This window comes from Phenylobacterium sp., from assembly GCF_030654915.1.
In the GTDB taxonomy this organism is placed as follows: domain Bacteria; phylum Pseudomonadota; class Alphaproteobacteria; order Caulobacterales; family Caulobacteraceae; genus Phenylobacterium.
This window is the reverse complement of the sequence record NZ_JAURWM010000042.1, coordinates 1-20,079: the sequence shown is the minus strand read 5'-3', so window position 1 is coordinate 20,079 and position 20,079 is coordinate 1. Positions and strand designations below refer to the sequence as shown.

At 65.2% G+C, this 20,079-nt stretch carries 21 protein-coding genes and 1 pseudogene; 12 read left to right on the top strand and 10 right to left on the bottom strand.

Features of this window, described 5'->3' with window-relative positions; genetic code table 11:
- The 3 genes and pseudogenes from Q7T84_RS01950 to Q7T84_RS01940 form a co-directional block, all read left to right on the top strand.
- A pseudogene (locus Q7T84_RS01950) lies at window positions 1–2,379 on the top strand (hypothetical protein); the annotation flags it as partial.
- Window positions 2,380–2,645: 266 nt separating this feature from the next.
- Window positions 2,646–3,116 carry a hypothetical protein gene (locus Q7T84_RS01945; protein WP_304805927.1) on the top strand — a complete coding sequence of 157 codons (471 nt, stop codon included), beginning with the start codon at window positions 2,646–2,648 and terminating at the stop codon, window positions 3,114–3,116.
- A gap of 45 nt (window positions 3,117–3,161) precedes the next feature.
- Window positions 3,162–3,980 carry an acyl-CoA thioesterase II gene (locus tag Q7T84_RS01940; RefSeq protein ID WP_304805925.1) on the top strand — a complete coding sequence of 273 codons (819 nt, stop codon included), beginning with the start codon at window positions 3,162–3,164 and terminating at the stop codon, window positions 3,978–3,980.
- Here Q7T84_RS01940 and Q7T84_RS01935 read toward each other — a convergent pair.
- A complete protein-coding gene (locus Q7T84_RS01935) occupies window positions 3,977–4,447 on the bottom strand; it encodes a hypothetical protein (protein ID WP_304805923.1) in 471 nt (156 codons plus the stop codon). The two genes, Q7T84_RS01940 and Q7T84_RS01935, sit on opposite strands and share 4 nt — an antisense overlap.
- 91 nt (window positions 4,448–4,538) lie before the next feature.
- Here Q7T84_RS01935 and Q7T84_RS01930 point away from each other — a divergent pair, with 91 nt between their 5' ends.
- Complete coding sequence (locus tag Q7T84_RS01930) at window positions 4,539–6,596, top strand: carbon starvation CstA family protein (protein WP_304805922.1); 2,058 nt, start codon at window positions 4,539–4,541, stop codon at window positions 6,594–6,596.
- Between the two features lie 4 nt (window positions 6,597–6,600).
- Window positions 6,601–6,807 carry a YbdD/YjiX family protein gene (locus Q7T84_RS01925; protein ID WP_304805921.1) on the top strand — a complete coding sequence of 69 codons (207 nt, stop codon included), beginning with the start codon at window positions 6,601–6,603 and terminating at the stop codon, window positions 6,805–6,807.
- A 58-nt stretch (window positions 6,808–6,865) separates the two neighbouring features.
- On the opposite strand, the gene Q7T84_RS01920 is transcribed toward Q7T84_RS01925, so the two are convergent.
- Window positions 6,866–7,141, bottom strand: a complete 276-nt coding sequence (locus Q7T84_RS01920; RefSeq protein WP_304805920.1) for a hypothetical protein — start codon at window positions 7,139–7,141, stop codon at window positions 6,866–6,868.
- A 394-nt stretch (window positions 7,142–7,535) separates the two neighbouring features.
- Here Q7T84_RS01920 and Q7T84_RS01915 point away from each other — a divergent pair, with 394 nt between their 5' ends.
- The 5 genes from Q7T84_RS01915 to Q7T84_RS01895 all read left to right on the top strand — a co-directional run bounded on the left by Q7T84_RS01915 (window position 7,536) and on the right by Q7T84_RS01895 (window position 12,372).
- Complete coding sequence (locus Q7T84_RS01915) at window positions 7,536–7,805, top strand: hypothetical protein (RefSeq protein WP_304805919.1); 270 nt, start codon at window positions 7,536–7,538, stop codon at window positions 7,803–7,805.
- A gap of 69 nt (window positions 7,806–7,874) precedes the next feature.
- On the top strand, window positions 7,875–8,855 hold the full coding sequence (locus Q7T84_RS01910; protein WP_304805917.1) for an aldo/keto reductase: 981 nt from the start codon (window positions 7,875–7,877) through the stop codon (window positions 8,853–8,855).
- Between the two features lie 216 nt (window positions 8,856–9,071).
- On the top strand, window positions 9,072–9,638 hold the full coding sequence (locus Q7T84_RS01905) for a sigma-70 family RNA polymerase sigma factor (protein ID WP_304805915.1): 567 nt from the start codon (window positions 9,072–9,074) through the stop codon (window positions 9,636–9,638).
- A gap of 813 nt (window positions 9,639–10,451) precedes the next feature.
- A complete protein-coding gene (locus Q7T84_RS01900) occupies window positions 10,452–10,997 on the top strand; it encodes a sigma-70 family RNA polymerase sigma factor (protein WP_304805913.1) in 546 nt (181 codons plus the stop codon).
- Window positions 10,998–11,052: 55 nt separating this feature from the next.
- The gene (locus Q7T84_RS01895; protein WP_304805912.1) at window positions 11,053–12,372 is read left to right on the top strand and encodes a transporter; all 1,320 of its coding nucleotides are present in this window, start codon (window positions 11,053–11,055) and stop codon (window positions 12,370–12,372) included.
- Here the strand turns inward: Q7T84_RS01895 and Q7T84_RS01890 are convergent.
- From Q7T84_RS01890 to Q7T84_RS01855, 8 genes are all read right to left on the bottom strand, one after another.
- A complete protein-coding gene (locus tag Q7T84_RS01890; protein ID WP_304805911.1) occupies window positions 12,369–12,941 on the bottom strand; it encodes a hypothetical protein in 573 nt (190 codons plus the stop codon). The two genes, Q7T84_RS01895 and Q7T84_RS01890, sit on opposite strands and share 4 nt — an antisense overlap.
- Complete coding sequence (locus Q7T84_RS01885) at window positions 12,938–13,666, bottom strand: C39 family peptidase (protein WP_304805910.1); 729 nt, start codon at window positions 13,664–13,666, stop codon at window positions 12,938–12,940. Before Q7T84_RS01885 ends, Q7T84_RS01890 begins: the two co-directional genes overlap by 4 nt.
- On the bottom strand, window positions 13,663–14,037 hold the full coding sequence (locus tag Q7T84_RS01880) for a hypothetical protein (protein WP_304805909.1): 375 nt from the start codon (window positions 14,035–14,037) through the stop codon (window positions 13,663–13,665). The genes Q7T84_RS01885 and Q7T84_RS01880 overlap by 4 nt, the downstream gene beginning before the upstream one ends.
- Window positions 14,038–14,125: 88 nt before the next feature.
- The gene (locus Q7T84_RS01875) at window positions 14,126–14,902 is read right to left on the bottom strand and encodes a hypothetical protein (protein ID WP_304805908.1); all 777 of its coding nucleotides are present in this window, start codon (window positions 14,900–14,902) and stop codon (window positions 14,126–14,128) included.
- A gap of 136 nt (window positions 14,903–15,038) precedes the next feature.
- The gene (locus Q7T84_RS01870; protein WP_304805906.1) at window positions 15,039–15,248 is read right to left on the bottom strand and encodes a hypothetical protein; all 210 of its coding nucleotides are present in this window, start codon (window positions 15,246–15,248) and stop codon (window positions 15,039–15,041) included.
- A 99-nt stretch (window positions 15,249–15,347) separates the two neighbouring features.
- The gene (locus Q7T84_RS01865) at window positions 15,348–16,163 is read right to left on the bottom strand and encodes an arylamine N-acetyltransferase (protein ID WP_304805905.1); all 816 of its coding nucleotides are present in this window, start codon (window positions 16,161–16,163) and stop codon (window positions 15,348–15,350) included.
- 66 nt (window positions 16,164–16,229) lie between these two features.
- A complete protein-coding gene (locus Q7T84_RS01860) occupies window positions 16,230–17,450 on the bottom strand; it encodes an LLM class flavin-dependent oxidoreductase (protein WP_304805904.1) in 1,221 nt (406 codons plus the stop codon).
- Between the two features lie 83 nt (window positions 17,451–17,533).
- On the bottom strand, window positions 17,534–18,574 hold the full coding sequence (locus Q7T84_RS01855) for a DNA topoisomerase IB (protein WP_304805903.1): 1,041 nt from the start codon (window positions 18,572–18,574) through the stop codon (window positions 17,534–17,536).
- A gap of 106 nt (window positions 18,575–18,680) precedes the next feature.
- On the opposite strand from Q7T84_RS01855, the gene rlmJ reads away from it, so the two are divergent.
- Together rlmJ and Q7T84_RS01845 are read left to right on the top strand one after the other, a co-directional pair.
- Complete coding sequence (rlmJ, locus tag Q7T84_RS01850) at window positions 18,681–19,502, top strand: 23S rRNA (adenine(2030)-N(6))-methyltransferase RlmJ (RefSeq protein WP_304805901.1); 822 nt, start codon at window positions 18,681–18,683, stop codon at window positions 19,500–19,502.
- A 68-nt stretch (window positions 19,503–19,570) separates the two neighbouring features.
- The coding region (locus Q7T84_RS01845) for a sugar transferase (protein WP_304805900.1) at window positions 19,571–20,079 on the top strand (509 nt) is incomplete at its 3' end.

The window sequence follows — 20,079 nt, the reverse complement described above, 5'->3', positions numbered from 1 at the left end:
GCGAGCTATACCGATGGCGGCGGAACGCTCGAGAGCAGAGCCTCCTCGCCCACCGGTCAGGTCGCCAACATCAACGACGCCCCGACCGGCGCCGTCACGATCGCCGGGACGGTGACGCAGGGCGAGACCCTGACCGCCTCGAACACCCTCGCCGACGCCGACGGCATCGGCGTGGTCAGCTATCAATGGAAAGCCGACAACGTCGACATCGGGGGCGCGACGGAGGCGACCTTCACACTAGGCCAGGCCCATGTCGGCAAGGCCATCAGCGTTGTCGCCAGCTATACCGACGGCGGTGGAGCCGCTGAGACTTCCACCTCGGCGGCCACCTCGGCGGTCGCCGACTCCAATGACGCGCCGACCGGCGCCGTGACCGTCAGCGGTACGGCGACCCAGGGCGCGATCCTGACGGCGTCCAACACGCTCGCCGACGTCGATGGTCTTGGCGTTGTCACCTACCAATGGAAGGCCGATGGCGTGGACATCGGCGGGGCCAACGCAGCGGCCTTGACCCTTGGCCAGGCCCAAGTTGGCAAGGCCATCAGCGTTGTCGCCAGCTACACCGACGGCGCCGGTTATGTGGAAAACGTCGCTTCATCCAGCACTGGCTCGGTCGCCAACGTGAATGACGCGCCGACCGGATCGCTCACCATCGGCGGCACGGTCGCCCAAGGCCAAACCCTCACGGTCAGCCACACCATTGTCGATCCCGATGGGATAGCGGTGGGCGCGATTACCTATCAATGGCGGGCGGATGGCGTCGACATCGGCGGCGCCACCGGCTCCAGCTTCAACCTGACCGGCACGCAGCTTGGCAAGGTCATCACCGTCGTCGCCAACTACACCGATCTCGGCGGCGCCGCAGAGACCCTGACCTCGCCGACCACGGCCGCGGTCGCACCGCCTATTCCTTCGCCGCCGGATCCGGTGACCCCTCCGACGACCCCGACGGTCGACGGGGTGACCATCGAAGTGCAGACCAGCGTCAATCCTGAAGGGCAACCTACCCAGACCATCGTCGTGCCGATCGTGACCTCGTCGCGTCCTGACGATGTCGGTGGGGCCGCCGTGGCCGACATTCCGCTCGTCACCGGAAGCAATGGCGTCGACCTCCTGTCCGTCCAAGTCCCGACAGGCTTTGGCCTCCAGGTCAGCGGCGGGTCCGCTCCCGCGGCCGCGGGAAGCTCGCTGAACGCCCTGCTTCGGGAAATCCGCGCCCACAGCACTGGCGGCTCTTTCGACCAGACCCAACTCGTCGAGGCTGGTTCCGGCTTCCTGGACGGGCTGCCCGCCGGGGCGCCTCTGCTCATTCAAACCATAACCCCCACACTGGCTCTCAACGCCACCGCCCCGGACCAGCCCCTCGTCATCACGGGTGCGTCTGGAACGCCGGGCTCGCCCATGACGGCGCTGGTCATTGACGGTCGCGGCCTGCCTACAGGCACCGTGATCCAGCTGCAGAATGTCGACTTCGCGGCCGTCGTCGGTGCGGTTCAGCTTATCGGCGGCGACGGCTCGCAACATGTCTGGGGCGACGGCCAGAGCCAGCACATGTTGCTGGGCGCCGACGACGACGAACTGCATGGCGGCGGCGGCAATGACACCGTCGGCTCCAAAGGCGGGGCCGACAAGCTCTACGGCGACGCCGGCTCCGACACGGTGTTTGGCGGCGAGGACGGCGACCAGGTCTTTGGCGGCGCGGACGCCGACAACGTCCACGGCAACCTGGGCGCCGACTTCGTCCAGGGCAACCAGGGCGACGACACTGTCCTGGGTGGCCAAGGCGACGACTTCGTGTTCGGCGGCAAGGACAACGACCTCGCGTTTGGCGACCTGGGCGACGATTGGGTCCAGGGTGACTTCGGCGCCGACACGATTCATGGCGGAGCTGGGAACGACACCCTGATCGGCGGCGACGGCCACGACCGCAGTGAAGATCTCGCCGACATCATCTCCGGTGAGAGCGGCGATGACAGCTTGAGCGGCGAACGCGGCGACGACAGCCTGCAGGGGAACCAGGGCCGTGACACCCTTTCGGGGGGCGAAGGCACCGACGTCCTCCGCGGCGGGCAAGACGGGGATATGATCAGCGGCGGCGGCGGCGGCGACCGCATCTGGGGCGATCAAGGTTCGGACACGCTCTCGGGCGGAGCGGGGGCGGACAGGTTCATCTTCCGCGCTGGCGACGGCGCGGATGTGATCACCGACTTCTCATTCTCCGAAGGCGACCGGATATCCCTGGAGTTTGGCTCACAGGGCGCGAGCTGGTCGGCGGCCACGTCAGCTAGCGGCGACGCCATCATCACCCTGACCGGAGGCGGAAGCGTCATCCTGAACGGGGTCTCCGCCAGCGCCGTCGCCCAAGACTGGTTCGTCTGACGAGCCAGGATCGCTCATCAAGGCGCAGGCGAGCGAGCGGGAAAGTCCCGAACGGATCGCCTGCGCTGAACGACACGGGGCACGCGCTGTACCCGCACACAAGGCCTCCAGCCTGACCGCTGGGGGCCTTGTGCGTTTCCGAGCCCCGCGCCGCGATGATCAAACCCAACGAACGCCTTCGTTTCCGGCCGCAATCGCCTTAGGTCGGGCGTAGAGTTCTTGGGTCCGGCGGATTCGGGCGCGCGTTCTGTAGGCTGGAGGCTGCGATGATCATCGCTGGATGGATTCTTGCGATCCTGGGGCTCGCTCAGGTGGTGTTTTCGGGCACGATCGAGGTCTCGCAACTCACCGAAGGCAATCGCCTGATCGGTCTGGCCCCCAATGTGATCGCCAATGCTGACCTAGTCGGGCAGCGGGCGATGATCCACCAGGGCGGCTGCGCGACCTTCCTGGCCGGGGTGATCTTCATTGGCGCGGCTTATCTGAAGCCGGCCCCTCCCGGACAGCAATCCAAGGCCTGGACCGGCATCGCGGCGATCGCCGCGATGGTGATGACGGTCGGCGCGGTCGGCGGGTTCGGCGCCTTCCTCTATGCCCTGCACGAGCAGAACGCCGACCAGCGGCTGGTCGATGAGATCCGTGTCCGCGAGGCGCGCAACCAGTCCACCGACGCTCTAATGCAAGAGGCTGATCGCCGTCTGCGCAACGAGGCCGAGGCCGCCGCCGCCTCCCGTTAGGGAAACTGGCTTGCGCTGAAGCTCGGCTCTTCGCATGAGAGGGGCATGAGCGATCCCCTGTTTTTCGACCTGCGCGCGACGCACAATCCGCACCGCTGGTATCTGCCGCTGACCCCCGCTGTCTGCGTGGGCTCGCGCGACAACCTGTTCATGTTTGGCGGGGTGGGCATGGCCTCGGCCATCGTCGCCCTGGAGCGGACCTGCGGGCGGCCAGTGATCTGGGCGACGGCCCAGTATCTCTCATATGCGCGGCCCCCCAGCGTGGTGGACCTCGACGTGCGCGTGCCGGCGGCCGGGAAGTACAACAGCCAGGCGCGGGTGATCAGCCATGTCGGCGACAAGGAGATCCTGACGGTCAACGCTGCTCTCGGCGCGCGGCCCAGCGAGATATCCAAGCAGTGGCTGACCATGCCAGAGGTCGCCCCGCCGGAGGACTGCGAGCCGGCGGCCCATTGGCGCGGCGGCGGCGAGGACCTGCACAGCCGCATCGAGGTCCGCGTCGCGAAGGGAAACTATGGGGGAACCCAGGCCGGCGGCGAACAGATCGACGACGGACGGTTGCTGCTGTGGATCCGGTCGCGCGAGGGCCTGCAGGCTGATTCTGGCCTGCTGGCGATCATGGCCGATTTCATTCCGGGGGCGATCGGCAATGCGCTGGGCCTGAACGCCGGCGGAAACAGCCTGGACAACACCATCCGCTACCGCCGGATCGTGCCTACGGAGTGGGTGCTGTGCGACATCCGGATCACCGGGGTTCATGGCGGGTTCGGCCACGGGGCGATGTATCTGTTCGCGCAGGACGGAGAGTTGATGGCCACGGCGAGCCAGTCGCTGATCGTGCGGGTGCGCGAGGGGCGCGACTAGCTCAGGGCCTCTAAGGCGGCGAGTCGCGCGAGGTCCTTGGGGCGTCCGAAGCGGCGGCAAATTTCGGCCTGCTCGGCCGAGGTCGGGATGAAGAGCATCCCGCCAGGGCGCTCAACCGTCTGACGCGTCCTCGGCCAGACCGGAGACCAGCCATGGGGCTCGCGCACCTCGAAGCCAGCCATGATCTCGACGGGCAGGGGGCCGATCTGCGCCTTCGCGAAGATCCTTGAGCGAAAGAGCGGCGAAGCTTCGCCCGTCTGGATGTGGGCGCCCCAAAGCGCGATGAGCTGGATGGCGTCCCGCTCGCTGACGATCAGATCCACGTCAGGCGGGTCGAGATCGGGCACGCCGGCAAGGGCCATGCCGGCGCCGCCGAACACCCACCAGTCGTCACTCAGGACGGCGCAGCCCGCGGCCACCAGGTCGAGGGTCGCGGCCAGATCGGCGTTGATCGCTGATTTCGCCATGACTTGCCTCCTAGAGAGGTTCCCGTGCGGGCTCAATCGGATGTAACCAATAGAGCGGCCGGGTGGGCGGCCTGAGTTGGGGAGTAGCGGAATGACGTGGGTTCGCAAGCACGGTCCTTGGGCGTTGCTCGCTCTGATCGGGGCCGTAGCGCTTTCCGTCGTGGCCATCGCCAGGGGCGAGAACGTCAACGCGCTGTGGATCTTGGCCGCGGCGCTGTCGGTCTATCTGGTCGCCTACCGCTACTACAGCCTCTACATCTCCAAGAACGTCATGCGCCTGGACGGGACGCGGCCGACGCCGGCGGTCACGCGCAATGACGGCCTGGACTATGTCCCGACCAACAAGAACGTCCTGTTCGGGCATCATTTCGCCGCCATCGCCGGCGCGGGGCCGTTGGTTGGGCCCGTGCTAGCGGCCCAGATGGGCTATCTGCCGGGCGTGCTGTGGATCCTCGCCGGTGTGGTGCTGGCTGGGGCGGTGCAGGACTTTCTGGTCCTGGTGATCTCGATGCGCCGGGACGGCAAGTCCCTGGGCGAGTTGATTCGCGAGGAGATGGGGCCGATCCCGGGCGTGATCGCGCTGTTTGGCGCCTTCATGATCATGGTCATCATCCTGGCGGTGCTGGCGCTGATCGTCGTCAAGGCGCTGACCGGCAGCCCGTGGGGCACGTTCACGGTGGCGGCCACCGTTCCCATCGCGATCCTGATGGGTGTCTATATGCGCTACATCCGGCCGGGCCAGATCGCCGAGGTCTCGGTCGTCGGCTTCGCCCTGCTGATCGGGGCCATCGTGTTGGGTCAGTATGTGGCGGCCTCGCCGACCTTGGCGCCGTTCTTCACCCTGACCGGCATTCAGCTTTGCTGGATCCTGATTGGCTATGGCGCGATCGCCGCCGTGCTGCCGGTCTGGCTGTTGCTCGCACCGCGCGACTATCTTTCCACCTTCCTGAAGATCGGGGCGATCCTCGCGCTGGCCATCGGCATCGTGATCATGCGGCCGACCCTGCAAATGCCGGCCCTGACGCCGTTCATCCATGGCGGCGGGCCGGTGTGGTCGGGCACGCTGTTCCCGTTCCTGTTCATCACCATCGCCTGCGGCGCGGTCTCCGGTTTCCACGCTCTGATCGCCTCGGGCACCACGCCAAAGCTGATCGACAATGAGGTCAACGCCCGCTTCATCGGCTACGGCGGCATGTTGATGGAGAGCTTCGTGGCGATCATGGCGTTGATCGCCGCCTCGATCCTCGATCCCGGCATCTACTTCACGATGAACAGCCCGGCCGCCGTGGTCGGTACGACGGCCGAAAGCGCCTCCGCGGCGGTCGCGGCGATGGGGCATCCGGTTTCGCCCGAGGTGATCATCCAGACCGCCAAGGACGTGGGCGAGACCACCATCATCTCGCGCGCGGGCGGCGCGCCGACCCTGGCGGTCGGCATGGCGCACATCTTCTCCCACGTGCTGGGGGGCAAGGCGATGATGGCCTTCTGGTACCACTTCGCCATTCTGTTCGAGGCGTTGTTCATCCTGACGGCGGTGGACGCCGGCACGCGCGCCGGGCGGTTCATGCTGCAGGACCTGCTGGGAACCTTCGCGCCGGCCTTCAAGAACACGGCGTCGTGGCCCGCCAACATCACGGCGACCGCCTTGTGCGTGGCGGCCTGGGGCTACTTCCTGCACCAGGGGGTGACCGATCCGCTGGGCGGGGTGAATACGCTGTGGCCGTTGTTCGGCATCTCCAACCAGATGCTGGCGGCGATCGCCCTCATCCTGGCGACCGTGGTGATCTTCAAGATGAAGCGCGAGCGCTATGCCTGGGTGACCATCGTCCCGGCGCTGTGGCTGTGCATCTGCACGCTGACGGCCGGCGGACAGAAGGTGTTCTCCTCCGACCCCGCCATCGGCTTCCTGGCTCACGCCAAGCGCTATGGCGACGCGCTGGCGGCGGGCGAGGTGCTGGCTCCGGCCAAGGACGCCGGGCAGATGGCCAAGATCGTCTGGAACGACCGCATCGACGCGGCGCTGTGCGTCCTGTTCATCGCTGTGGTGCTGAGCATGATCTGGTTCGGGATCAAGGCCTGCATCAAGGCTTATCGCGCTGAAGGCTGGACGGCTCGCGAGGCCGAACCCGCCATGATCGCCGCGGAGTAGGGGGATGGCTCAGTCGAACCCCTTCGCCGATTTCGCCCGCTGCCTCTGCGATGGGGCGCGGCTGATGGTCGGCGTCCCGAACTACGACACCTATGTCGAGCACGTCACGCGGACCCATCCTGATCAGGCGCCGATGACGCGAGTCGAATTCTTCCGCAATCGCCAGGACGCCCGCTATGGCGGCGGCTCGGGCGGTTTCCGCTGCTGCTGACCAGACAAGCGAAAGGCCGGCGTCACCGCCGGCCTTTGCCAAAGCTTACTGGGTGTTTTTAGTTCGCGGCCAGGCTCGAGTTCGACGGAACCTGCGCGGTCGCCAGGGTGTCGAGCGCGACTTGAGTGGTCGCCTTCACGCAGCGGTTATAGGCCTCGAGAGCCAGGGTTTCGCTGCGGGTTTCACGGAAGCACACCGTGCGCGCGGCCTTGCCGACTTCAGCTTCGACCTGGGCGAGCGACTTGCCGGCGAGTGCGACGCGGATGGAGCCGGCGTGGGCGGGGGCGGTGATGGCCAGGGTGGCCACGGCGGTCAGAACAAGAGTGCGGATCATAATATGTAGTCCCGGAAAGGGGTTGAAGACCAACCACCTCCCGGCGTTTCCCTCTCGGCGGCGGTTCAAATCTAGTCGTGACCGCTTCGCCTGGGTTTCTTCCTGCCCCCGGCGCGGCGATGACACAAGCCAATATTTTGCGTCGCAGCATTCGTTCGCTGCGGTGCAACCCAGATGGGCGCCGGCGCCTGGTTTCGCGTCGCCGTCTTGGCTTTGGGGGCGTGGCCAGGCCGTCCACCAAGCGCGCGGCGGTCGGCCCGTGCTCACGCGCGCTTGAGTTGGGCTCATGATGGGCATGCCGATTGCGGTGGAGAAGGGAGGTTGCACCGGAATGAAACACTTGCGTTCCGCCAATCTTCACACTTGAGTAACCTTAGTTAACCGCCGAGGCCCCATGTTCCTGACCGTTCTCGCCGTCACCACCGCGCTCTCAAGTTCCTACGCCCCGCCCGCGCCGGTGACGCCCTTCGTCGAGACTGTGTCCCAAGCGGTGCTGGTTGACTGCCAGGTGAGCGGCGCAAACTTGACGGACTGCAAGGCGGTTGACGCCGAGGGCGTCCATGCCATCGAGGCCGTCAAGCTGGCCTCCCAGGTGGAAGTGCCTGAAAGCTTCGCCCTGGCCAATCCGGGGCGGATCTTGATCAAGATGACCGTGAATCCCTAGCCACCCCTTGACCGCTCCGTTTCGGTGACGCTGTCTCCAAGGTGACAGAGCAGGAATGGAGCGCGGCGCATGGACCAGCGGCAGCTAGGCCCTTTCAAGGTTTCGGCGATCGGATTGGGCTGCATGAGCCTGTCCCACGCCTATGGGACACCACCGCCGCGCGAGCAGGCTGAACGGGTTCTGCTCGGGGCCCTCGACGCCGGATACACCTTCTTCGACACCGCCGCGGTCTATGGGGTTGGGCACAACGAAACCCTGGTCGGCGAGGTGCTTAAGCATCGGCGCGACGAGTTCGTGCTGGCTTCGAAATGCGGCCTGACCAACGGCGATCAGCGCGAGCTCAATGGCAGGCCGGAGGTTCTGAAGGCCACCTGCGAGGGCAGCCTGAGGCGCCTCCAGACGGATGTGATCGATCTCTACTATTTGCATCGTTGGGACAAGCGCGTGCCGATCGAGGAGAGCGTCGGGGCGCTGGCCGAACTGGTGGCCGAAGGCAAGATCAAGACAATCGGTCTTTCGGAGGTCTCGGCCGCCACCCTGCGCCGCGCCCATGCGGTTCACCCGATCGCCGCCCTGCAGACCGAATACTCACCGTGGACCCGCAATCCGGAAATCGCGGTGCTGGACGCTTGCCGTGAACTGGGTGTGACGTTCGTCGCCTTCAGTCCGGTCGGGCGAGGATTCCTGGCCGGCGGGGTGAGCGACCTCGCCCAGTTGGAGGATGGCGATTTCCGCAAAGGGATGCCGCGCTTCCAGGGCGAGGCGTTCGCGGCCAACTTGCGGATGTTCGGCGGGTTCGCCGAACTCGCGCGGGAGACCGGCTGCACGCCGGCCCAGTTGTGCCTAGCTTGGTTGCTTCAGAAGGAAACGACCCAGGTTCCGATCCCCGGCACCACCAATCCAGACCACATGGTGGAGAACGCCAGGGCCGCCGAGATCAGGCTGTCGCCCGAGGTGATGGCCAAGGTCGAGGAATTGGTGAACCCCCAGACAGTCACCGGTCCCCGCTACGCCCCTGCTATGCAGGCCTCCGTCGACACTGAGGACTAACGGGCGCCCAGCGCGCCGCTTCTAATTCTGGTGGCTAGGGGTGGCGTGCCGTCCAGATATTGTAGTTTCGACCGCATTCCAAGATGGGCGGTGCGTCGGCCATGTAACACTGGTTAATAATGTGTCGCGTATGCGGCGGGATTGTGTAATCGTTCAATCTGAAGAATAGAACAAACTAACGCTCAACTTGCGCGCAGCTCGGACGGAAGCGCTAAAGTGAAGCTTGATAGTGTCAATCACTACCGCTTGTCGACGACCGAGGACATCCTGCGGATCGCTCGGTCGGGGGACCGCGCATGCTTCGTGCGTCTGTTCATGGACTTCGCGCCGCGGGTAAAGGCCTACCTGCACCGTCAAGGGCTTAGCGCCGAGGCGGCCGAGGATCTGGCGCAGGAAACCCTCATCAATGTCTGGCGCAAGGCCGGAACCTTTGATCCCTCGAAGGCCAGCGCCTCGGCCTGGATTTTCACGATCGCCCGCAATCTACGCATCGATGCGCTTCGTCGCGAGCGGCACCCCTCGTTGTTGGCTGAAGACTTGGGAACAAGCCTGACCGAACCGAAAACGCCTGAGGAGGTATGTGTCGGCAGGGAGAGCGAGCGGGATATCGAGAAGGCCCTCAGCATGCTTCCTGAAGAGCAACTTGAGGTGCTGCGCATGTCATTCTTCATGGGGCGCGCCCACGCCGATATCGCCGAAGAACTGAGCCTGCCGCTCGGAACGGTCAAGTCGCGTCTGCGGCTCGCTGTGGCCCACCTCCGCACGAGGGTCGCCGGGCCGTGACCTTGTCGGCCCACCCCTCCACGGGTGTGCTTTCGGACTATGCGAGCGGCGCCCTCCACACGGCGCCCGGTGTTGTCGTGGTCGCCCACCTTCAGTTTTGTCCGAGCTGCCGTTTGACCGTCCGGATTTTTGAAGAGGTCGGTGGGGCGTTCCTGCGTGGGGCGCCGGCTGATCACATCTGGTTGGCGGCCTTGAGCCGCGTGCTCAAGGGGATCGATGAGGACGAGCCTCAATCTGTTCCCGGGGCAAGCCGACGCGCGCGGGATCTTCCGACTTCAATGGCGGGCGTCAAGCTCGGGGCGCGACGGTCGCTGGGGCCGGGACGCTGGCTTACCCCTCTATGCGTATCGCATCGACGCGATTGGGGGGTGTTTTTATTTCGGACCCCGGCGGGGCAGCCGCGCCAAGGTTGGCCGAGGACAGCTCTGGTCTGCGTCTTGGCCGGCGGCTTTCGCCGTGGAGCGAAGATCTATCGGGTTGGTGACTTTGGCGATTTTCCGTCGGCCGACTTCCGCCGCTCGGCGGTGCTGCCGGGCGGCCCGCTGGTTGCGCTGGTCGCCGCCAGGTGGCCCCAGACCCATGCCTGGCTGCGCGGATCAAGCTTAGGTTGAAGCGTGGAAGTTGTCCGATAGGCAACTTGCGGATGTTTGGTCAAATCCTGGGTAGTAATCGACGTTTCCGGTGATCCAAATAACTGCGTTATGCGTATTGGTGGCGAATAGTGCTTGTGCGTGTGGCTTAGGGGCTACGTTTAACTTGGATCACAAAACAACCTGGGCCGTTTAACGGGCCAAGGGGGAAGCGTCCATTGTCATGCCGAACTCACCATTCAAGGATGAGGTGGTTAGACTTATTCCTCAACTGAGGGCTTACGCGACCGCCTTGACCCGCTCGCGTAGCGAGGCCGACGACCTCGTGCAGGACGCCCTCGTGCGCGCGTGGAGCTATCGCGCGGCCTTTCAGCCGGACGCGCAGCTCAAGCCCTGGCTGTTCAAGATACTTCGAACCCGTTTCTACACGGACATCGCCAAGCGTCGGCTGACTGTCCAAGACGTCGACGGCCAGTTCGCAGCCAGCCTGACCTGTTCGGCCGAGCAGGAGTGGCGAGTCGAGTACAGCGAGTTGCTCGAAGCGCTCGACACCCTCAGCCCAGATTCCCGCGAGGCGGTTCTGCTCGTCCTGGCTACGGGGCTCACCTACGAGGAGGCCGCTCAGGTCTGCGGGTGTCCGGTCGGGACGATGAAGAGCCGCGTCAACAGGGCGAGGGAGCAGCTTACGCTGTTGCTCGATCCGCCGGTGAACCGAAGTCGCTCGATTTACGCCGACGGTGGGCATCATCCCGCCGGTCCCACGCCCTGACAGGTTGAACCAAGCCGTCCGGGCGACCGGATGTTCCGTCCGCACTGGAGACAAGATGACGATCGCCTTTTCCAGGAAGTACGCGGCCGGCCTCATGGCCGGCGGCCTGCTCGCCGCTCCCTTCGTACTGGCCTCGCCCGCCCAGGCGTCAGAGGCCGAGGAGGCTCAGCTCGACAAGATCGAGGCCCAGCTCAACGCGCAGGGCCTGCGCATCAGCGAGCAGGAGCGGAAGCTGGCTGAGCAGCGCGCGCTCATCGAGAGCCAGGGATTGGAGATCCGCGCCCTGCGGGAGCAGCGCGAACAGATCTTGTCAGACATCCGGGGCGGCCACGGCGTGGCGGCGCCGGAGGCCGGCGCTTCCGCGCCAGTGCAGCTTGCGGCGCGCCAAGCGCCACCGGCTAACGGCGCCGCCCTGCCCACAGGACCCGTCGGCGAAGCGCCGCCATCTCCGGCGCGGCGGCTTGAGGAGGATGTGGCGGCGATCCCGCCCGGCATGGGCGTCCTGACGCCGAACAAGGCGCTGATCATCGAGCCCACCATTGAGTACACGCGGTCCAGCGCCAACCGGCTGGTGTTCCGCGGGGTGGAGATCATTCCTGGCGTGCAACTTGGGGTCATCGACGCCAATGACGCCGATCGCGACACGCTGGTGGGCACGCTCACCGCGCGGTACGGCCTGGGGGATCGCTTCGAGATCGAGGGCAGAATTCCGTATGTCTATCGCCACGATCGCGTGACAACCCTGGCCCAACGCGACGAGAGCATCACGCGAACGACCACGCTGGAGGCTCAGGATCTCGGCGATATCGAGTTCTCGGCCCGCTACCAGATCAGCCGGGGGCTGCCCGGCAAGCCGATCTTCGTCGCCAACGCCAGGGTCAAGCCGCCGACCGGCAAGAGCCCTTACGATGTCAACTACGATGAGTTTGGCGTCGCCACCAGCCTAGCGACAGGGTCAGGGTTCTGGGCCACGGAAGTCGGCGTGACAATGCTCTATCCCACTGATCCAGCAGTTATATTTGGCGGAATTAGCTATCTCTATCACATACCCCGGGACATCAATAAGGTGATCGGCGAGGTCATGGTCGGCCGGGTCGATCCTGGGGATTCCATCGGCGCGAACATCGGCTTTGGGCTGGCGCTCAATCCGCGGTTCTCGGTCTCGTTCGGCTACAGCCACAACTTCATCTTCGCCACGGAGTCGCAATATGGCGAGACCATTCAGAAGTCCAACACGCTGCAGGTCGGGGCGCTGCAAATGGGTTTGTCGTACCGTCTGACCGAGCGACTGACCCTGACTAACAGCTTCGAGTTCGGGGTGACCAGCGATGCTCCGGACATGCGGGTGGTCTTCCGGCTGCCGTACCGGTTCTAGCGTGTGGCGGCGTCGCGCAGGGCGAGGCCCAAGGCGGTTTGAAGCCGTAGGTCGACGTTCTGTGCGACGATGTCTTGCTGCATCTGCGCGAAGCCGGGGATGTCCAGGGTGATGTCCGTCGACTGGCGGATTTCGCGATTGTTGGCGTTGTTGATCACCAGGTTGGTGAGATGTTGCCCTGAGACGCCGTGGACCACCGCGGTGATCCCCCCGTCGCCGCTGATCACCAGGCCCTGGACGGTCGGCCCATCCTGGAGGTTGATGCCGCCAGCCGCCGCCGTCGCCGCCAGATTGGGCGTCAACATGCCGACCTCCACGGTTTCCATCGGGCCAAGAGCGGTCCAGGTCAGCCGTGTCTGCAGGGCGAGACTGCCGTCAACGAAGGTGCTCATCACGGCCCCGAACCCGAACTCGGCGCCGCTGGGCAGTTGAAGGCCGCCCCGGACCTCGTCCAGTTGCTCCAGCGACAAGACATCCGCATCTGCGAAATCCTCGATGGCCTGGGCCTGGGCGGCCGGCCACGCGGTGCAAAGAGCCATGGCGACGGTGAGGGTGAGGACGCGTTTCATCGGAAGATCGGATCGAGCGATGTGATGTCGGTGATCTGATAGATCGGCGGCAGTCCGCGGGTGAAGGACGAAAGCGACCTGTCGTTCAGCGGCATTCCCAACGGCGCGATCGCCCAGGGCCGCCATTCCTCCTCGCGGTTGTAGCTGGGATCGCGGGTGGCGCTGTCGTGGATGGCGAAGGCGATGCCGTTCCACATCTGCATGAATTCTTCGCGGTCGTAGATCTTCAGGCCGAGGGCAGGATCGCCGATCAGCACCTTGTCGTCGCGGACCCCCTTCAGCACCACGAAGTGCCGGTAGGTGCCGGTTCTCACAACGAGCAGGGCGGGGGCCTTCGCGGCGGCCAGTTGGTCGAAAGTGGCGCGGTAGCCGTCGGCGGCGAGGCCGTGGGATTCAAGGTAGCGCTTCATGTCGAGCAGTGAGAAGCCGACCTCGCGGATCTTGGCCTGATCGCCACGCTCGTACATGGATTTGAAGATCTGTCCCTCGTTGACGCGAAGGCCGTAGTGGTAGGAGAGCAGGGTGGCGAGGGCGGCTGACCCGCAGCTATAATCGTATTGCTGGCGCACGATTGTCCGGAACGGGATGTCGCGCATCGAGATGACATTGAGGCTGTAGTTGGCCCCGCCCTCGACGATCGCGACCTGGGCGCTCGCCGGCGCGTTCGAGAGGAGCGCCAGGGCGGCGGCGAGCGGCCCGGCGAGGATGCCGAGCGCGCGCTTCATAGCGGCGGCGCGGTGGTGACGATGCTGACGTTGATCGTCCCCTGAAGGTTGCTGTTGTTGCCGGTGTTGATCACGAAGTTGCCGACGCCGGCGAAGCCGCTGAGGGCGCTGCTCGAGAACGCCACGTCGCCAGTGTGCATGGTGGTGGCGATGACCGAGTTGCCGCTGGTGGTCGCGTTGAGCTGCTGTTCGGAGAGCACGGTGGTGTCGACACCCTGAGCACTCTCGTTTTCGAGCGCCTCGGTGGACAGGACTTCGGCCGCTGGTGGCGGAGCAACCATCTCGCTTTCGGCCGGCGCCGTCTGAGCGAGGGCGGGCGCGCCAGCGCTGCCGACGATGATCAGCGCCATGATCGCTGGAAGATTGCGCATCTCAGTTCTCCGCGGAGGAACCGCTGAATGAAACGAGCCTGGCCCGGCCAATGGGGGTTCGCCGGGCCAGAACTCACATCTCGTGGCGCTATGGGGCGGCGCCGAAGGAGATGCTGGCGTTTGCGGCAAGAGAGGTCGCCGCTTGGTTCAGAGATCCGATGCCGGTGTTGGCGCTGGACGTCTGAATACCTGCATAGCTGGCGAATGCTCCGCCGCTATGGCCGATCGCGCCGGTCGTGAGGGTGGTTGGATTTTCACCGTCAAAATCGACCTTGGTGCCGGTGACGCTCGCGTCGAGGTCCTGCTTGGACAGGGTCGAGGTCGAGGTGTGGACCGAGTTATCGTTCCAGGTTTTGTTCTCAGTGAAGGTCTTGTTGGTCGTGTTGTAGGAGTCTTCGTTCTTCGTATTCACTGAGTTGTCAGTGTTATTCGAGTCAACGGTCTTGGTGTTGCCCGAATTCTTAGTGCTCGTGTTGTACGAGTCGTCTGTCTTCGTCGTGGTGTTATAGGAGTCGTCGGCCTTGGTCGTCGTGTCTGTATCGACCGAGTTGTCCGTGTAGGTCTTCGTCGTGGTGTCGGTCTTGGTGCTCGTATTGTACGAGTCGTCCGTCTTGGTCGTGGTGTCGGTGTCCGTCTTGGTGGTGGTCGAACTATCCGCCCACGACTTGGTCGTCGTATCGGTATCGGTCGACGTCTTCGTCGAGGTGTTGTTGGAGTCGTTCGTGGCGGTGGAGGTACCGTCGTTTCCGACGCCGGCCGCGGCGAAATTGTTGTCGTCGATATCAATGCCGCGGGCCGCGGCGGTGTTGGCGAGCGCGGCCGCAAAGATGAGCGCCGACGCAGAGACCATAAGCTTCAAAGTCATGGAGCACCCTCCGGGTATCTCGTTGCGAAAGGAGGACGATCCCTCCGCAAGTCAGTACCGAGACGGCCGCGCAATGGTTCGGATCACGTGTCTGTGAATTGCGCTGTTCTCTCAAAACCCCAGGCGATTCGAATTCTTAGGTGGGGTCGAGGCTTCTCGCGGCGCTTTGCAGCGCCTCCCAGGCTAGGCGCATGGCGCGGTCGGCCACCTCGTCCGCGGGGAGTTCGTTCAGGCCTCGCGGTCGGGGCAGGCTGACCTGGACGGTGATCCCGTCATCGGTGAGGACGCTGACCCCTACAATGGTCGGGCTCACGGTGACGGAGGGCGGCAGGGACAGATAGGTCATCTCGTCTCTCCAGATCCCCCGTGAGTTGGGATCTGGGGCGCCTTGCCTGCCGAGTCCAGGCACGGTTTTATGACGGCCGGAGCGTGGCCTAGCCTGTGCTCAGGCGCTGGAGACCTCAGGAAAAAGCTCGGCATGTTTGGCGCAGATCGGAGGCCAGAGCGCCGCCGCCTCGGGGATGTCGAGATCGAACTGCCGCTGTAGGACCGCGACGAATGCTTCTTCCGACTCAATGAGTTCGGTCGTCTTCTGGCCAGGCCGGATGCGCCGTATCGTGCGGCCAAGCAGGCCGACGATCCCGTCAGGCGTGTGCCGAAAGGCTAGCGCCGTCTGAGTGAAGATCGAGTCCGGCGAGGTGGCGAGCCACTGGCAGGTTGCGTTCAACTGGTCGAACGCGGCGGGTTCCAGGCGGAAGTCGAAATAGGGGGCGCCACCCTGGTCGTGGTTGTGAAAGCGCAACCAGGTGTCGCCCAGGTCCTCGACCCGAAAGTCGTAGCCGGCGCTCTGATAGGGTCCAAACGCCAGGGGCGCCGGCTCCAGTATGCCGTCGCCGAACCCGACGTCGGCGATGTAGGGTCGGTCCAGGTCGACCCTGAGCACCAGGTGGTTGCCGAGTGAGACGTCGCCGCGTTCGGCGCGCATCACCGCGCCGGCCATTCGCGTGACCGAAAAGCCGATCTCCTCCAGCACCCCGCCCAGCAGGCCGTTCATCTCGTAGCACCAGCCGCCGCGTCGCCGAGTCACGAGCTTCTCGAAGGCCGCTTCCGGCGCCAGGCTGACGGGCCGGCCGAGCAGGACGTCGAAGTTCTCGTAGGGGATCGCCAGCAGGTGCAGGCGATGCAGAACGGTCAAAGTCTCTAGGTCGACCCGGGCCGTCCCGGTGAAGCCGATCCTGTCGAAGTATGCCTGGACGTCCATCGGCGCTCCTCAAGCGGGTGCGAGAACATACGCGCGCGGCCGCAGTGCGCGACCGCGCCCTGACCGTTACTCCGCCGATCCTTTCGGGGCCGCGCCTTGTATCAAGGCGACGATCTCCGGCCGGATCTGCTCGGTCCCTTTCTCGATCATGTGCGAGACGATGCGGGCGCCGACGGCCGCGCGGGTCTGGGCCGTGAACTCGGTCTTGTTCTGGCGCACCCACTCCATGGACGCTTGTCGGTTCACATTGAGCTGTTGGAAGTGCGGGACCACGTAGCGGGCGATCATTTCGTAGGAACGCTTGGTGTTCTCCCAGTTGGCCCAGTTGTGGGCCATCATCAGGTAGCAGCCAAAGCCGCCGCTTTCCTCGATCAGCTGCTCGATCCGCTCAATGGCCTCGTCGGGCGTGCCGACCACCGCCTGGCCGAGCGACAGATAGGCTTCGACCGGATCCCCGGCGAAGTCGTCGGGCACCATCGGCAGGTTGGCGATCTCACGGAAGTAATAGATCCATTTCTCGAGGCCGAAGCGGATCTGCTCGATCGCTTTGTCCTTGGTTTCAGCGATGTGCATCTGCCCGACCAGCCGCCAGGCGTTGCGGTCCATCGTCTTGCCGCTTTCCTTGGCGATGTCCTCGGCTATGCCCCAATTGGCGGCCAGCGAGTTAAAGCCCGCGCTGGTGGTGGCGCCCAGCGAGAGCAGGCCGATCCCGTGCTTGCCCGCCGCGCGCGCGCCGGTCGGCGAGACCTGGCTGGCCACGGCGATCTCCACCGATGGCCGGGAATAGGGCGTCATCTGCAGGCGGGCGTTGACCAACTGGAACCAGTCGCTGTCGTGACTGACCTCCTCGCCGCGAAGCAGCCGCACAAGCACGTCGAGCGCCTCGTCCATGCGGTCGCGCTGCTTGGCCCCCGGAATGCCCATCATGAAGGCGTCGGAGGAGAGCGCGCCGGGACCCGCGCCGAACATCACCCGTCCGCGGGTCATGTGGTCGAGCTGGTTGATGCGGTCGGCAAGCATCATCGGGTGGTGATAGGGCAGGGACGAGACGCCGGTGCCCAGGCGGATGTGCTTGGTGCGTTCGGCGGCCGCGGCGATGAACACCTCGGGCGAGGCGATCAGCTCGTAGGCGGCCGAATGGTGCTCGCCGATCCAGGCCTCTTCATAGCCGAGCTGATCCATCAACTGGACGAGCTCCAGGTCACGCTGGATCGCCAGGGTAGGGTTTTCGTCGAGCGGATGGAATGGCGCGATGAAGGCGCCGAAGCGCAGTTTATTCCCGAGCATTCCGCCCTCCCTATGATCTTTTGGGGGAGCCTAACGCCGATTTCGGACGTCTGACTAGAGCGCCGTACCGTGTTTTCGAAGCCTTACGTCGCGGACTCTTGGGCTGTCTCAAGAAATTTCAGCACCGAGAGTTCGAAGCCCCGCGCGGAGCGGGCTCGCTTGAGCGGCAGTGCGCCGCGCTCATGGGCTTCCAGGATCAACGGGTGGATGTAGGAGCCTCGGCAGACGGCCGCGGTGTTGCCGAGCAGGGCGGCGACGGCCTTCACCGTGACCGCGACCTGCCGCTTGGCTTCGCTGGCGCTGTTCGACGGCGGCTGCTCGATCAGACCCTGCGCGGCCGAGAGCGTGCCGGCCCAGGTTCGGAAGTCCTTGGCGGAAAAGTCCTCGCCCATCGCCTCGCGAATGTAGGCGTTGACGTCCGTGGATTCGATGGAGCGCCGCTCGCCATCTTCGTCGAGATATTGGAACAGGCGCTGGCCTGGAATATCTTGGCAGGACTTCACGATCCGGGCGAGGCGGCGGTCTTGAAACCTGGTGCTGTGGAGCTTGCCGCTCTTGCCGCGAAACTCGAAGACCGCGCCGCCGGTGGTGATCTTGGCGTGGCGATCACGAAGCGTGGTCAGGCCAAAACTCTTGTTGGTCTTGGCATATTCCTCGTTGCCCACGCGGATCAGCGTCAATTCCATCAGGCGAACCACCGCGGCCAACACCTTCTCGCGGGGCAAGCCTCGCTTGGAGAGATCGGCCTCCACCCTGGCGCGCAGACGAGGCAGGGCGCGGCCGAAGGCGATCAGGCGGTTGAACTTCACCCCGCCGCGGGCTTGCCGCCAGTCTTCATGGTAGCGGTACTGCTTGCGGCCTCGCGCGTCGCGGCCGGTCGCCTGGATGTGCCCGCGCGGGGTCGGGCAGATCCAAACGGCGCTCCAGGCTGGCGGGATGACCAGGGCGCGAATGCGTGAGAGCGTCGCCTCGTCGCTAACGGGGCGGCCATCGGCGTCGCGATAGCCAAAGCCGGCCGACGCGCCGACGCGGCTCAGTCCCGGGTCATGATCGTTGACATAGACCAGGCCCCTGGCGAGGCGGTTCGTCTCGATCAATTGCACATCGCCGACATCGCGGGGCATGGAGCGCCTTTGGAAACCTGGCGAGACGTGGCAGAGAGCGCCTTCTCGTCCGACCTCAAACGGGGCCGGATCGGCGCGGTTCCTGCGTCGGACAGGGGACTTTGGTTTGAACTACCGTCACGCTTTTCATGCTGGAAATTTCGCCGACTTGGTGAAGCACGCGGCGCTGCTGGACCTGCTTGCGACGATGCAGGCCCAGCCGGGGCCGCTCAACGTGATCGACACCCATGCGGGGCGCGGGCTCTACGATCTGAGCGGTGACGAGGCACAGCGTTCAGGAGAGGGCGAAGCCGGGATCGGCCAGTTGATGAAGGCTGACGACCTGCCAGGCGCCTTCCAACCACTCCGCGCGGCGGTGTCCGACCTGAACGACGGCGGCGCGACGCGATACTATCCGGGCTCGCCGCTGCTGGTCGCCGGCGCGCTGCGAGCGGGGGACAGCTATCTGGGCTGCGAACTGCGGCCAGAGGAACACGACGCCCTGAAGGCGGCGCTCAAGGGCAAGGCTGGCGTCAAGACCGTCTGCGCCGACGGGTTCAACGAGGCGGCGTCGAGGACGCGGGTTTCCGGCTCTGTGCTCATCCTCATCGACCCGCCGTTCGAGAAGTCCGACGACTATCGCCGGATCGTGACCACCATCAGCGATGTGACCGCCCGGAACCCCAAGGCGGTGGTGCTGGTCTGGCTGCCGCTTAAGGATCTCGAGACCTTCGACGCCTTCGTGCGGGACGCCGAGGACGCATATGCCGGGCCGCTGCTGGTGGCTGAGGCGCGGATGCGGCCCTTGTCCGACCCCATGAAGATGAATGGCTGCGCCCTGGTCGTGGCGAATGCGCCGGCGGGATTCATTGAGCCGCTGACGGCGATCTGCGAGTGGACGGTTAGCCGTCTCGGCGACCAGGGGCTGGCCCGCGTCTGGACCGCCTAGGCTTGGCGCAGATGGCCTGACCGGTCTATGCCTTGGCCGCCGGCTTGCGGCGGGGACGAGGCAGCGTGATCAAGCGGGCGTTCGACATCGTGGCGGCTCTGGGGGGACTTCTCGTCCTCTCGCCAGTGCTGGCGGTGATCGCCTTGGCCGTCCGACTGGATAGCCCCGGTCCGGCCATCCATTGGTCGCGGCGGGTTGGGCGGTTCAACCGCATCTTCTTGATGCCGAAATTCCGAACCATGCGGACCGACGCCCCGGACGTGGCCACCCACCTGCTGGCCGATCCGCAGGCCTGGATCACGCCGCTGGGCCGTTTCCTGCGCCGTGCCAGCCTTGATGAACTGCCGCAGCTTTGGAGCGTGCTGATCGGCGATATGAGCCTGGTGGGGCCGCGCCCGGCGCTGTTCAACCAAGACGACCTGGTGGCGCTGCGGACCGCGGCTGGGGTCGAGGCGCTGCGACCTGGTGTCACCGGCTGGGCCCAGGTCAACGGACGCGACGATCTGCCGATCGAGGAAAAGGCCCGGCTCGACGCCGATTATCTTGATCTTCAAGGGTTCGTCTTTGACATGAAGAT

What these genes read in the sequence shown, in the direction of transcription:
- Q7T84_RS01900 (WP_304805913.1), top strand. Translation starts at nt 10,452, where the DNA reads ATGCCGAACTCACCATTCAAGGATGAGGTGGTTAGACTTATTCCTCAA.
- Q7T84_RS01860 (WP_304805904.1), bottom strand. Translation starts at nt 17,450, where the DNA reads ATGCTCGGGAATAAACTGCGCTTCGGCGCCTTCATCGCGCCATTCCAT.
- Q7T84_RS01920 (WP_304805920.1), bottom strand. Translation starts at nt 7,141, where the DNA reads ATGATCCGCACTCTTGTTCTGACCGCCGTGGCCACCCTGGCCATCACC.
- Q7T84_RS01945 (WP_304805927.1), top strand. Translation starts at nt 2,646, where the DNA reads ATGATCATCGCTGGATGGATTCTTGCGATCCTGGGGCTCGCTCAGGTG.
- Q7T84_RS01870 (WP_304805906.1), bottom strand. Translation starts at nt 15,248, where the DNA reads ATGACCTATCTGTCCCTGCCGCCCTCCGTCACCGTGAGCCCGACCATT.
- Q7T84_RS01940 (WP_304805925.1), top strand. Translation starts at nt 3,162, where the DNA reads ATGAGCGATCCCCTGTTTTTCGACCTGCGCGCGACGCACAATCCGCAC.
- Q7T84_RS01915 (WP_304805919.1), top strand. Translation starts at nt 7,536, where the DNA reads ATGTTCCTGACCGTTCTCGCCGTCACCACCGCGCTCTCAAGTTCCTAC.
- Q7T84_RS01885 (WP_304805910.1), bottom strand. Translation starts at nt 13,666, where the DNA reads ATGAAGCGCGCGCTCGGCATCCTCGCCGGGCCGCTCGCCGCCGCCCTG.
- Q7T84_RS01910 (WP_304805917.1), top strand. Translation starts at nt 7,875, where the DNA reads ATGGACCAGCGGCAGCTAGGCCCTTTCAAGGTTTCGGCGATCGGATTG.
- Q7T84_RS01890 (WP_304805911.1), bottom strand. Translation starts at nt 12,941, where the DNA reads ATGAAACGCGTCCTCACCCTCACCGTCGCCATGGCTCTTTGCACCGCG.
- Q7T84_RS01925 (WP_304805921.1), top strand. Translation starts at nt 6,601, where the DNA reads ATGGCTCAGTCGAACCCCTTCGCCGATTTCGCCCGCTGCCTCTGCGAT.
- Q7T84_RS01875 (WP_304805908.1), bottom strand. Translation starts at nt 14,902, where the DNA reads ATGACTTTGAAGCTTATGGTCTCTGCGTCGGCGCTCATCTTTGCGGCC.
- Q7T84_RS01935 (WP_304805923.1), bottom strand. Translation starts at nt 4,447, where the DNA reads ATGGCGAAATCAGCGATCAACGCCGATCTGGCCGCGACCCTCGACCTG.
- Q7T84_RS01855 (WP_304805903.1), bottom strand. Translation starts at nt 18,574, where the DNA reads ATGCCCCGCGATGTCGGCGATGTGCAATTGATCGAGACGAACCGCCTC.
- Q7T84_RS01880 (WP_304805909.1), bottom strand. Translation starts at nt 14,037, where the DNA reads ATGCGCAATCTTCCAGCGATCATGGCGCTGATCATCGTCGGCAGCGCT.
- Q7T84_RS01865 (WP_304805905.1), bottom strand. Translation starts at nt 16,163, where the DNA reads ATGGACGTCCAGGCATACTTCGACAGGATCGGCTTCACCGGGACGGCC.
- Q7T84_RS01930 (WP_304805922.1), top strand. Translation starts at nt 4,539, where the DNA reads ATGACGTGGGTTCGCAAGCACGGTCCTTGGGCGTTGCTCGCTCTGATC.
- Q7T84_RS01895 (WP_304805912.1), top strand. Translation starts at nt 11,053, where the DNA reads ATGACGATCGCCTTTTCCAGGAAGTACGCGGCCGGCCTCATGGCCGGC.